General features: G+C 70.2%; 9 protein-coding genes and 5 pseudogenes. 4 read left to right on the top strand and 10 right to left on the bottom strand.

What is annotated here, in order from left to right; genetic code table 11:
• Positions 1-50: 50 nt before the first annotated feature.
• Positions 51-250: pseudogene (locus AOK23_RS50295) on the top strand (hypothetical protein); the annotation flags it as partial.
• Between the two features lie 86 nt (positions 251-336).
• Here AOK23_RS50295 and AOK23_RS26370 read toward each other — a convergent pair.
• The 6 genes and pseudogenes from AOK23_RS26370 to AOK23_RS26345 form a co-directional block, all read right to left on the bottom strand.
• On the bottom strand, positions 337-801 hold the full coding sequence (locus AOK23_RS26370; protein ID WP_055715122.1) for a hypothetical protein: 465 nt from the start codon (positions 799-801) through the stop codon (positions 337-339).
• Between the two features lie 451 nt (positions 802-1,252).
• Positions 1,253-2,356: an AI-2E family transporter gene (locus AOK23_RS26365; protein ID WP_055715121.1), complete on the bottom strand. Its 1,104-nt coding sequence runs from the start codon at positions 2,354-2,356 to the stop codon at positions 1,253-1,255.
• A 125-nt stretch (positions 2,357-2,481) separates the two neighbouring features.
• Positions 2,482-3,159, bottom strand: a complete 678-nt coding sequence (locus tag AOK23_RS26360) for a DUF4389 domain-containing protein (RefSeq protein WP_055715120.1) — start codon at positions 3,157-3,159, stop codon at positions 2,482-2,484.
• 112 nt (positions 3,160-3,271) lie between these two features.
• Positions 3,272-3,854, bottom strand: a pseudogene (locus AOK23_RS26355) (IS5 family transposase); the annotation flags it as partial.
• A 98-nt stretch (positions 3,855-3,952) separates the two neighbouring features.
• Positions 3,953-4,162 carry a hypothetical protein gene (locus AOK23_RS26350; RefSeq protein ID WP_055715119.1) on the bottom strand — a complete coding sequence of 70 codons (210 nt, stop codon included), beginning with the start codon at positions 4,160-4,162 and terminating at the stop codon, positions 3,953-3,955.
• Positions 4,163-4,166: 4 nt separating this feature from the next.
• Complete coding sequence (locus tag AOK23_RS26345; RefSeq protein WP_055715118.1) at positions 4,167-5,015, bottom strand: helix-turn-helix transcriptional regulator; 849 nt, start codon at positions 5,013-5,015, stop codon at positions 4,167-4,169.
• 136 nt (positions 5,016-5,151) lie between these two features.
• On the opposite strand from AOK23_RS26345, the gene AOK23_RS26340 reads away from it, so the two are divergent.
• The gene (locus AOK23_RS26340; RefSeq protein WP_055715123.1) at positions 5,152-6,006 is read left to right on the top strand and encodes an NAD-dependent epimerase/dehydratase family protein; all 855 of its coding nucleotides are present in this window, start codon (positions 5,152-5,154) and stop codon (positions 6,004-6,006) included.
• 436 nt (positions 6,007-6,442) lie between these two features.
• Positions 6,443-6,574, top strand: a pseudogene (locus AOK23_RS50290) (DUF6247 family protein); the annotation flags it as partial.
• Positions 6,575-6,932: 358 nt separating this feature from the next.
• Here the strand turns inward: AOK23_RS50290 and AOK23_RS26335 are convergent.
• The 4 genes and pseudogenes from AOK23_RS26335 to AOK23_RS52015 form a co-directional block, all read right to left on the bottom strand.
• Entirely contained in the window at positions 6,933-7,901 is a 969-nt protein-coding gene (locus tag AOK23_RS26335) for a TIGR01777 family oxidoreductase (protein ID WP_055715117.1), read from the bottom strand.
• 304 nt (positions 7,902-8,205) lie between these two features.
• Complete coding sequence (locus AOK23_RS48965; protein ID WP_055715116.1) at positions 8,206-8,661, bottom strand: DUF6069 family protein; 456 nt, start codon at positions 8,659-8,661, stop codon at positions 8,206-8,208.
• Positions 8,662-8,952: 291 nt separating this feature from the next.
• Positions 8,953-9,951 carry an RNA polymerase subunit sigma-70 gene (locus AOK23_RS26325; RefSeq protein WP_055715115.1) on the bottom strand — a complete coding sequence of 333 codons (999 nt, stop codon included), beginning with the start codon at positions 9,949-9,951 and terminating at the stop codon, positions 8,953-8,955.
• Between the two features lie 97 nt (positions 9,952-10,048).
• Positions 10,049-10,314 (bottom strand): annotated as a pseudogene (locus tag AOK23_RS52015) (IS5/IS1182 family transposase); the annotation flags it as partial.
• Between AOK23_RS52015 and AOK23_RS26320 the strand changes: the two are divergent.
• Positions 10,315-11,043: pseudogene (locus tag AOK23_RS26320) on the top strand (MobF family relaxase); the annotation flags it as partial.

The following is an 11,043-nucleotide window of genomic DNA, read 5'->3' as shown; positions in this document are numbered from 1 at the left end:
TCGTCCAGCCTCGCAGCCGCCCCTGGGCACGCGGTCTTTCTCAGGGGCGGCTGCGAGGCTGGACGACATGGACAGACGATGAGCAACTGCTGCGCGACCGGACCTACGGCACCGACCACGACCACCGGGCCCGAAGCCGGGGCGCAGCTACGCCGAACTGGTGGGCGGCCCGCTGGATGGACTGTTGCTCGACATCACCGGCTGGAGGCCAGAGATCGACGCCGGGGTCTGCCTCCTCACGGACCTTGGGTGAGGGCTGCTGTCTGAACGGCTGCGCCCTGACCGTTTCGTACACGCCACGCTCCCGTGGAAGACCACGGAAGGGCTCGGTTCTCGTCAGGGCAGCAGCGCTGGCGTTTCGTAGAGCGCGGACGTGAGGCGGACCCCGCCCGCCCACCGAGCGAAGATCTCGTCCTCGCCGGGGAGACGGTCAAGGGCGTGGCCGGTGACGTAGAGCGTGATGATCTCCTCGTCCGATTCGGAGAAGTCGAAGCGGACTTCGCGTGCCGCTTCGTAGACGCCGTAGCCGGAGATGTCGCAGGCAGACATGCGGCCGGCCCGGCCGAAGACGATCGCGGGCTCCAAGTGCTCGAAGAAGACCCAGGTCTGCGGCAGTCCCCGATCGGAGGCCGAATCGCCCGAGAAGCCCACCGCGTACCCGCGCGTGACCTGGTGGGTGTCAGTGCTCCCTGAGTCATCGGGGAGCGTCGGCACGGCGTGGATGTGGTCGTAGCCAGCTTGCTGACCAGCCCACTTCCACCCGTGGCAAGCCGTGCAGCGGTAACCGGACTGAGTGCCCATGGTGATCGTCCCTTGCGGTCCTCCGGTCTCGCTGACCGGCTTGAAGGTGGTTGCTCCGCCGTACCGGCGGGAGCGCGGAAGGACGGTGATCGAAGGAGCAGGGATCACCGCAGGGGTGCCTGCTCCTGCTGAGGTTCGCGGCAGCCAGCGCCGCGAACGCCCCGCACGTGCGCGCCGCGCCTGGCACCGGGCGCGAAGGCGGCGCGGGTGGCTTGGCTACGCGAATCCAGGCGACAAGCCCCAGTCGGCAGCGGGAGCACGTGGCCCATGTCGGCTCGCGAACGCGTACCCGTCGGCGGTGCGGACTTCAAGCCGGTGATATCCACCACCAGCCACCTGCGGAAAATACATCCAGGTTCCCTCGGCCTCGCTGGCCGCACGGCTCCCACGTTGCGGCTGTTCCATGGGGTGGAGCGTGGGGCCGGCCGGTGCGAGCGGCCACCGAATTTCGCTACGCCGGGACGCCCATGGGTTCCTCGTCCGACTCCTCGCAAGGCTCGCTCAGTTGGTCGCGCACGTAGTTCCAGACGACCGCGATCAGCGCGGCGACGGGTACGGCGAGGAGACTGCCCACGATGCCGGCCAGGCTGCCGCCGAGCGTCACGGCCAGGAGGACCACCGCCGCGTGGAGGCCGAGCCCACGGCTTTGGATCATCGGCTGGAACACGTTGCCCTCGAGTTGCTGTACCACGACGATGACGGCCAGCACGATCAGCGCGTCGGTCAGGCCGTTGGAGACCAGCGCGATGAGAACCGCGACGAGGCCGGCGAACAGGGCGCCGATGATCGGCACGAACGCGGAGACGAAGGTCAGCACCGCCAGCGGGAGCACCAGCGGTACCCCCACGATCCACAGGCCGAGCCCGATCAGGACGGCGTCGAGCAGCCCGACGGCCGCTTGGGACCGTACGAACGCGCCCAGGGTGTCCCAGGAGCGCGCGGCCACGGTCGGGACGTCGGTGGCGAGCCGGCCGGGCAACTGGCGGGCCAGCCACGGCAGGAACCGCGGTCCGTCCTTCAGGAAGAAGAACATCAGGAAGAGCGCGAGGACGGCGGTGATCAAGCCGTTGACCACGGTGCTCACTCCCGTGACGACCGCGGTGACCATGCTGCCGAGGCCGTCCTGAGCGCGGGCGACCGCCGTGTCCATGGCCTTGGTGATCTGATCGTCGCCGATGTTCAACGGCGGCCCGGCGGCCCACTCGCGCAGCTTCTGGAGACCCTCGACCACTCCGTCGGTCAGCTCGCCGGACTGGGACGCCACCGGCACCGCGATCAGCGCCACGACGCCCACGGCGACCAGGAGGAACAGTACGGTCACCGCCGACGCGGCCAGGGCGGGTGACCACCCGTGACGACGCAGGAAACGAGCCGGGGGCCAGGTCAGTGTGGTGAGGAGCAGACCGACGACGAGCGGCCAGACCACCGACCATATTCGGCCCAGAAGCCATAGCGAGGCTGCGAGCATCACGAGGACCAGCAGCAACTCCACGGAAATACGCGCCGATGTACGGAGCGCGGCTCTGGCTCTCGTGGGACTCAACGTGGCAGACATGGGGCCACCTTATTGCTACCCGGGTGGCACCGGCCGGGGGCGGTCCCGGCCGCGGGCCTACGGGCTCGCCTGCGTCTGTCTGACGCCTCTGAGGTGGTGCACCCCGGTACGACGGGCCGGCGGTCCTACGGCACTGGACGCTTTGTCAGATCCGTCGGCGGTGACTCCTGCCCGCCCATGTCGAGCCGGAACGGCGGGTACTGGTCCGTCAGCAAAGCGGCATAGGCGGCCACCCGGGCGACCCAGCGGGCCAGGCCCAGCAGGAAGTCGAAGAGGTGCACCGGGTAGCGCCCGGTGAACGCCAGGACGACCACGGCGACCAGCGAGAGGAAGGGAATCAGCCCGCCGCCGCCCCAGCGATCGTCCTCTCCTCCCCACCCCCAGTGGCCGAGGAGGATCCCGACGACGACGTACTGCGGGATCGCCAGCAGCCACCACTTCACCAGGACCAGCCCGCGGGAGAGACGCTCGGGATACTCGACGTCGAACCGCGCCGGATAGTCGGGCACGTCCGCGAGGGTGAACGGCGGGTACCGGTCGGTGCCGAGCGCGGTGTGGGCGTAGTAGTTGACACGCCAGTTCCATCGCAGGACACCGACACTGAAGTCGAAGAGGGGCCGGGGATAGCGGCCGGTGAAGAGGATGGCGAAGAACGCGATCACCGTCACGACGACGAACGCGATCCACAGGAAGAACAGCACGATGTAGTGCGGGATCGCGAGCAGCCACTTCACCAGCCACAGCCACCTTGACAGCCGAGGATCGAGAGACGCCTCCAGCCGCACAGCCGACACACCGATCATGGATTCAGGCTCGCACGCGGAGGGAAGGCCCGCGACTCGGCCGGGCCGTCCGAGTCCGCGGCTCACCGGCTCTGCCGCGGCTCGCTCACGGCTGGGGGAAGCGGAGCGAGTGGTCGCGGAAGATGGTGCGCAGGCCGCCGCGGCGCGCGCCGCGGCCGCCGCGGCCTCGGACTGGTGGAATCGCATCGAGGAGCGGGAGTAACTGGGTGACGTCGTTGCGGTTGCCGCCGGTCAGCAGGACGCCGAGCGGGGTGCCATGCCCGTCGGAGATCAGGTGGTGTTTCGAGCCGGCACGGCCCCGGCCGACTGGCGACGGGCCCGTGTGGCTCCCCCTTTTGGGGCCCTGACATGCGAGGAGTCAACCACGCAGCGGGACCAGTCCAGGCGTGAGGCCGCGTTCAGTTCGGCGAGCAGAACCTCGTGGAGCCGCTGCCATACGCCGGCCTCGTTCCAGTCCCGCAATCGGCGCCAGCAGTCATGCCCGAGCCGAAGCCCAGCTCCCTGGGCAGATACTCCCACTGGATGCCGGTGTGCGGCACGTACAGGGTTCCGCACAGCACGTCCCGGTCGGGCAGCGGCTTGCGGCCTGGATAGCGGAAGCGCCGCTCGCGCTGCGGCAGCAGCGGTTCCACGCGGCCCCACGGCTCATCCGACACGATCCACGGTGATGTCCCGGCACACGACCGAACGCTCAACTCACGCCTCGGACACGGTGATCAGCGCCGATCCACCTCGTTGTGTGAGCCGCTGTATGAGCCGAAGCACGGTAGTTGTCACACAGGCGGGCTTGTTGTCACTGGCGGGGCCGCGGTGTGCTGTCGATCAGCTCGGCCGGCTGCTCGGCGTGAGCGTCGAGCAGGGGCTTGAGTGCTCGGTAGTAGGGGTGGTCGTCTGCCTGCCTGTGCCAGTGGCAGACGTTGTGCCGTTGTCGGCCCCGGATGGCGCGGGGGTTCGGGATCGTGGGCGATGTGTGGGGGCAGGGAGCGAACTCGAAGGCGCGCACGTGGTCAGGAGCCCGTCGGCGTCAGATCCTGCAAGCCCACCACCCGCAGCAACTGCAAGCGCTCGTACGAGTCCGTGCCCGGGCGGGCCGTGTGGATGACGAGCTGCTGGTTGTGGTCGGAGTTGACGAGGACCTCGCAGTCGAGTTCGAGGATTCCGATCGCAGGGTGCCGGAAGCGTTTCGTGGAGGCGCGGCGTACAGCGACCTCGTGTTCGTCCCAGAGGTGGGCGAACTCCTCGCTTGTGGCGCGTAGTTCGGCGACGAGGGAGGAGGGTTCGGGGTCCGTGGGGCGGGCCGAGGCCACCGCTCGCAGGCCGGCGACCTGCTCGCGGGCGCGCTCGGGGCGGTCCTCGGGCGGGAACAGCTCCTGGGCCGCCGGGTCCAGGAAGAAGCGGCGGATCATGTTGCGTCCTCGGGGCGGGCGGGCGAGGACGTCTCCGCTCAGCGCCCGTGACAGCGCGTTCTGGGCCAGGACCTCGCCGCAGTCGGTCGCCACCATCGCGGGGGTGTCGTGCAGCCGGTCCAGCACCAGGAGCAGGCCCGGGCGCACGTGCGTGCTGGTCGCCTCCCGGCGCGGCGCTTCCTCACCGGTGAGGTGGAAGAGATGGTCGCGTTCGTCCTTCGTCAGGCGCAGGGCGCGGGCCAGCGCGGTGAGCATCTGGCGGGACGGGCGCGGGCCCCGGGACTGTTCCAGCCGTGTGTAGTAGTCCACGGACATGCCGGCCAGCTGGGCCACCTCCTCGCGGCGCAGCCCCGGCGTGCGGCGCCGGGCTCCGGCCGTGAGGCCCACGTCGGAGGGGTCCAGGCGGGCGCGAGCGCGGCGCAGGAAGTCGGCGAGTTCGGCTCGGTTCACCTCTCCAGGGTGCGGGAGGCCGGCCGGCTTATCCAGGGACTTGCGATCCCCTGATGAACAGGTCTCTCCCCCTCGCCCCCGCGTCGGCCGAGGCTGGCCGTCAACGACAGGCGACACAGTGCGTGAGGAGCAGATCATGCTGACTTTGGTGACCGGTACGACGGGACAGGTCGGACGCCGCTTCGTGCCGAGGCTACTGGCCCAGCGGCAGCCGGGCGAGCAGGTGCGTGTCCTGGTGCGGGACGCGGACCGTGGCGAGCGCTTCGCGGAGCTGGGCGCTCAGGTCGCCGTAGGAGACATGCGCGACGAGGAGACACTCGGCAAGGCACTCGCCGGAGTGGACGCCATCGTGAACGTCGCCGCCTCCTTCCGCGGGGTGCCGGACGAGGAGGCGTGGGTAGTCAACCGGGACGCTGCGGTGGCCCTGGGCCGCGCCGCGCAGGCCTTGGGCGTGGAGCGGTTCGTGCAGGTCAGCACGAACAACGTGTACGGCGTCGGACGGGGCCGCCCGCTGACCGAGGAGGACGAGAGCCGGCCGGGCGGCGCGATGTGGGGCGCCTACCCTGCGTCCAAGGCCGAGGCCGAGCGCGAACTGCTCGCGCTCAAGGGTCTGGACGTACGCATTGGACGGCTCCCCTTCGTCTACGGCGAGGGCGACCCGCACCTCGCCGACTCCTTGCACTGGGCTTCCCGTTGGGCGCCGCACCAGCGCCTGCAGATGGTCCACCACGCGGATGTCGCCCAGGGCCTGATGCGCCTGCTCTACGCGCCGGGCATCGCCAGCCGGATCTACAACATCGCCGATGACGCCCCCGTCACGACGGTCGAGTTGTACCAGCTCAACGGCGTCGAGGTGCCGGCCGGGCTCCACGAGCTCACGGACCCCGACCCGTGGTTGGGAATCATGTCCAACCAGCGGATCCGCCGGGAGCTCGGCTTCCGGCCGATCTACCCGAGCGTCTGGACGGCCCGGGACGCCGGAGCCCTGTGACGGTCACGGCGCCCGGCCAGTCCACCCCTCTGATCCGCCATCACGGCCACCACCAGGTACAGCACCTGGTAGCACCAGGTACCTCATGATGGGCTTGGCAAGGGCGGGCGCCCGCGGCCTGCGACAGCGCGTTCGCCATGTTGATCACACCGAGGTCCGCCGGTGACACGTAGCGCGCTGTATCGGTGACAACCACCGGGCTTCGCCCGACTGAAGCCGCAGTTCAGCGGATGCGGGTGGCGACACCTATCGTGCTTCGGCTCAGCTATCGACCGCGACAAGAGCCCGCTGGACAAGCAGGACCTCCCACTGCGCCAGCACGCCCAGGCCGTCGCCCGCTCCCTGACCCGGTAGAAGGGGATCCGTCCATGCCGCATCCACGGCCACCCAGCGCGCGTACCGTGAGGTGAGGACCCGCCGCCGGGAGGACCAGCCGATGAGGGCGCAGCCTGACCACGCACCCGTCCCCTACGCCCCCGCGCCGGGCGCTCCGGCCGAACTGCTCGCGCAGCTGCGCGCCGACCAGAGCGCCGCACAGTGGGCGCAGGCCTTCGAGCAAGAGTGGGCGGCCGCCCTGGAGGAGTCCCGCCGGACGTTCTCCCTAGCGGGGCTGTACGAGGTCGTCCAGGGCCGGCAGGGCCGTCTCTCCCACGCCCCGGCGGTCGCTCTTCGCGACGGGACATGTTCCACAGCTGCGGCATGCATCTCCTCGGCGAGGCCGACGTGGAACTCGCACCCGGACGTATTGCGGAGCCGGAGCTGCTGGGTGAGTGGCCAGAGCGGCGTCGTTCAGTGGGTCCGTCCGGTCTGGTTACGTGATGCCGAGGCTGGCCAGGGGAGGGTGGTGTTGCGCGCATGGTGGCTGGTGCAGCACAGACCTGCCAGGCCCGACGGGGCGGCCAGATCGGCTGCCGTCCCGGATCCGTTCACCGGCGTGCCGCGGAACCGCCTTCGACCCGTTCGCGCACCCGACGCACCAGCTCCTCCGCGGCCTGCGGCCACTGTGCGTACTGAAAGTCGAAGCCTGCCTGGGTCAGTCGGCCCGGGACGACACGGCGGCTCTTCAGCAGCAGCTCGGTGTCGGAACGCAGAGCGAACGCGCCGATCTCGGCCATCCACTTGGTCGCAGGGAGACCCACCGGTACACCCCACGCGGAGCGCAGGGTGCGCATGAATGCTCGCTGCGGCAGTGGATGGGGGGCCGCCAGGTTCACCGGCCCTGCGATGTCCTCATGGTCGATCAAGAACTCCACCGCGCGCACGAAGTCGTGTTCGTGGATCCATGACACGTACTGTGCCCCACCGGCGACCGGGCCGCCGAGACCCAGGCGGGCCAGTCCCAGCAGGACGGCGAAGACCCCGCCGGGGTCCCGGCTCATCACCATGGCCGAGCGCAGAGCGACCTTGCGCGTGGTCGGCGTTTCGGCCTGCTGCTGGGCCTGCTCCCAGGCCTTGGCGATCTCGACGCTGTACGCCCAGTAGTCCGGCACGCCCGGTTCGGTGCCGCCGATCACACCCGTGGCCTCGTCGTTGGGGGCGTCGGTGCGGTGCGCGTACACCGTGGCGGTGCTCATCTGCAGCCAGACCCGGGGCGGTCGGGCAGCGCCCGCGATCGCGGCGCCCACGACCCGGGTGGAGTCGATCCGGGAATTCATCATTTCCTGCAGATTGGCCGCCGTGTATCGGCAACTCACAGTGCGTCCGGCCAGGTTGATGACGACATCGCTGCCGTCCACCGCCGCCGTCCATGGCCCCAGGGTCTGACCATCCCATTGGATTTCGCCCTCGCGCATGGGGCGTCTGGTGAGAATCACGACCTCGTGGCCGGCGGCGTCGAGTGCGCGCTTCAGGATCGCGCCGACCTGTCCGGTGCCCCCAGGAATCACAATCTTCATCGCTATCTCTCCTTCGTCTCGAGTGAGCCTAGACCAAAGAGTTGAACGCGTTCAAAATTGTGAGGCGCAATCCACGACAGTCAGCCTCGGCGGGCGGCCCGGGGCGCTGGACGTCAGTTGGGAGCGCTGTCCGGTTTGATCGCGTGATACCGGGGATGTTCAGGGGGCGGCTGGCGTTGCGCGCGTGGTGGCGGAGGCCAGCGGCGATACTCCGGTGCCCTGCCGATGGAGGGTGGCGGCACCGGGGTGCCGCGTCGGTGCGCTCGCGCGCCCTTGCGCCGCGCATTGTCCCGTTGCGGGATCGTCAATCGGTCCGGGTGCGGATGCTCCGCGCCAGGGTGGGGATCATCACCGTCGCAGGGACGAGGTGCAGCCCGAGGAGGGCGGTGGTGGTGGCGCTGTTTGCCCCGGAGAGGAGTGGCGGGACCAACGAGATCGCGGTCAGTGACACCGCCGTCCACATGAATCGCTCGGTGGGGCGAGCGCTCCAGTGAAGAAGAGCGACGGCGATGACGATGCCCACGACCGAGAAGAAGCCGGTCACCACGGCGAACCCGGACAACGGGATCGTCTCGCCACCATCGGGGACCTCGAAGTCGATGCCAATGACCTGGGCAAGCGCCGCGGCGAGGGTGGTGGCCACCATCGCCGCGAGCGTGGCAATGAAGCCGGTGGCGGCGAGCCCGCGGAGGCGGTGGGTGTGGCTGGTCCGGGCCGATGTCGGGCGTGCGACGTCCCCGGTGTCATTCGTGCTGTCCATCTCGTTCCTCCACCATCGGTAACTGACGTACGGGTTGACCGGCAGGTGACGGCCCTGGCGCTGCGGGTGACGATGCGCACCCTCGCCGTGCGACGGCCGAGGTTCCACAGCCCGCTGACGCCGGTGCCGCGGAACCAGAACCCGGTGTCGCGTCCGAGGACCGGCCGGGCTCGCCGTCGCGCGGCTCCAGCTGCACCCGCCCGCGGGCGACGACGCCGAACACGTCGCACCACTGCGCCGTGGCCACCGTGACACGCGCGCCACCGCGCAGCGCGAGCGTCCACACCGGGCCTACTCCGTGCCGTCCGCCGGCAGGCGCTCCGGCAGGCCGAGCCGCGGGAACTGGTCGTCGTGGAAGATGACGATCTCGGTGATCGCCCCGCCGGTGATGCGCAGGACATCGATCGTCAGCGGCAGGTACGCGTCCTCCTGCTCCTGCCATAGGTAGAAGGCGATGGCGGGCTGCCGGTTCACGGAGGTGGGGAGGGCGCCCAGGCCCCCCAGGCTCTCGAAGCCGTCCTCGACCCAGTCGTTCACCACGGTGTCGCGGCCGACATACAGGCCCGGCGTGGGCGGCATGGAGCACCGGACGTCGTCCCGCAGCATGGCCGCGATCCCGTCGAGGTCCTTCGCCACGCTGGCATCGGTGAAGCGGCGCACCAGCTCGCGCGTCCCGGCGTCCTGTTCGCCGCCGGTCCAGTCCTGCCGCTCTGCGGGCAGGTGCTCCCGCATGCCGGCGCGGGCCCGCTGCAGCGCGCTGTTCACGGAGTTGACGGAGTCCCCGAGGGTTTCCGCGACGTCCTTCGCCGGCCAGCCGAGCACGTCCCGAAGGATCAGCACGGCCCGCGGGCGCGGCGCGAGGTGCTGGACGGCGACCAGGTAGGCCAGCTCGATCGTCTCGCGCGCCACGGCGACGGTCTCCGGCTCGTCCGCGTCGCTGGCGGGCAGCTCGTCGAGCAGCCGGTCCGGGTAGGGCTGCAGCCACAGCACCTCGCCACCGGTCGCGGGCTCCGGGCGGCACTTGGCGAGCAGGTCCAGACAGGCGTTGGTGGCGATCCGGTACAGCCAGGCCCGGAACGTCGACCGCCCCTCGAAGGTCTCCCGCCGCCGCCAGGCACGGAGGAACGTTTCCTGCACGGTGTCCTCGGCGTCCTCGAACGACCCGAGCATCCGGTAGCAGTGCACGTGCAGCTCCCTCCGGTGCCGCTCCGCCAGCTCCGAGAACGCCGGCTCGTCGACCTCGCTCAGACCGCTCACGCCCAGTTCCTCCAGCCGTGTGTCCGCACTCATCACGTCATCCTTCCGCCTCGTCGTTTCCCGTCGTACGTGTGACGGGTGCGGGCGCGAAAACTCATCACTGGGGTCGGTCGGCATGGCTGAGCGTTTCTCATCCTTGGTACGTCGGGTTTTCGACGTGGTGGAGAACGAGGATGGCCTGCACCATTGCGGTCGTCCGGGAGGAGCTGCAGCGCAGCTTGGTCAAGGGTTTTTCTTTAGTACGCCTTGTCCGCGAAGGTCATCCGGGCGGCGTTGATGTCAACGCGGCGATGATGCCGTGGGTTGCGCAGCAATCAGGTCGTGTGGCGAGCCGGGAAGTGCCGCCGACGCCCAGGCGAGGAGTCCGGCCGCATCCGCGATTACCTGCACGTTCATCCGGCGCCGGGGGAGCGGGCCGCCTACGCGCTGGCCCGCCAGGCCGCCGACCAGACGCCCCCGCCCAAGCGCACAGAGACGCTGCCGCTGACCGAGCTGCGTGAGCGATGGCGCGACTCAGCGATCCGGCCTACGGCGCCGACGTCGTCGACCGGCTGGCACAGCGGGCGCGTGCGGCGGCCGCGGCCGTGTGGGCGCGGGTGCGGCCGGTGGTCGACATAGCCCTGGCGGCCGTCGACGTCCTCGCCGTGGTGTACGTGATGCGCGGAGCGTTCAAGCGCCACCACCTGCTCGCCGAGGCCCGCCGCCATCTCTCCTACGTCCTGCGCGGCCGGCCCCACCAGGCGCGCCTGGACGAACAGATCGTGCAGACAGTCGTCGACGACTACACCCGCACGGCCGACCGACGGATGATGACCGCCGACCTGCGCGCCCTGTACCCGCACGACACCGAGGACCAAGCCGTGCTGCGCCCACTGACCCGGAAGCGGTCCGCGCCCCAGCACGAGCGAGCCCGCCTCGCCGCCGGCGCCCTGGCCACCCGGGTCCACGCCACGCGTCGTGCTGAGCGCCTGAGCTCCCGCATCCGGCCGTACGCCGTCGCCGTGCCCGCCGCCTCGAGGTCGCACCCGCGGCCGTTCCACTCCGACCAGGAGGCCGTCCGCGTCCTGGAGCCGGAGACCGGCGTCGACAGGGTGGAGCAGACCCGCCGGAGCCTTGAGGCCGCCG

Origin of the sequence: Streptomyces torulosus (assembly GCF_001419765.1) — a bacterium.
GTDB classification, from domain to species: Bacteria; Actinomycetota; Actinomycetes; order Streptomycetales; family Streptomycetaceae; genus Streptomyces; species Streptomyces torulosus.
This window is presented reverse-complemented; position numbering and strand designations above follow the sequence as displayed.

Bases quoted from the DNA above. Each gene is read 5' to 3' on its own strand.
- AOK23_RS26370 (WP_055715122.1), bottom strand. From the start codon at position 801: ATGGGCACTCAGTCCGGTTACCGCTGCACGGCTTGCCACGGGTGGAAG.
- AOK23_RS26365 (WP_055715121.1), bottom strand. From the start codon at position 2,356: ATGTCTGCCACGTTGAGTCCCACGAGAGCCAGAGCCGCGCTCCGTACA.
- AOK23_RS26335 (WP_055715117.1), bottom strand. From the start codon at position 7,901: ATGAAGATTGTGATTCCTGGGGGCACCGGACAGGTCGGCGCGATCCTG.
- AOK23_RS48965 (WP_055715116.1), bottom strand. From the start codon at position 8,661: ATGGACAGCACGAATGACACCGGGGACGTCGCACGCCCGACATCGGCC.
- AOK23_RS26340 (WP_055715123.1), top strand. From the start codon at position 5,152: ATGCTGACTTTGGTGACCGGTACGACGGGACAGGTCGGACGCCGCTTC.
- AOK23_RS26325 (WP_055715115.1), bottom strand. From the start codon at position 9,951: ATGAGTGCGGACACACGGCTGGAGGAACTGGGCGTGAGCGGTCTGAGC.
- AOK23_RS26360 (WP_055715120.1), bottom strand. From the start codon at position 3,159: ATGATCGGTGTGTCGGCTGTGCGGCTGGAGGCGTCTCTCGATCCTCGG.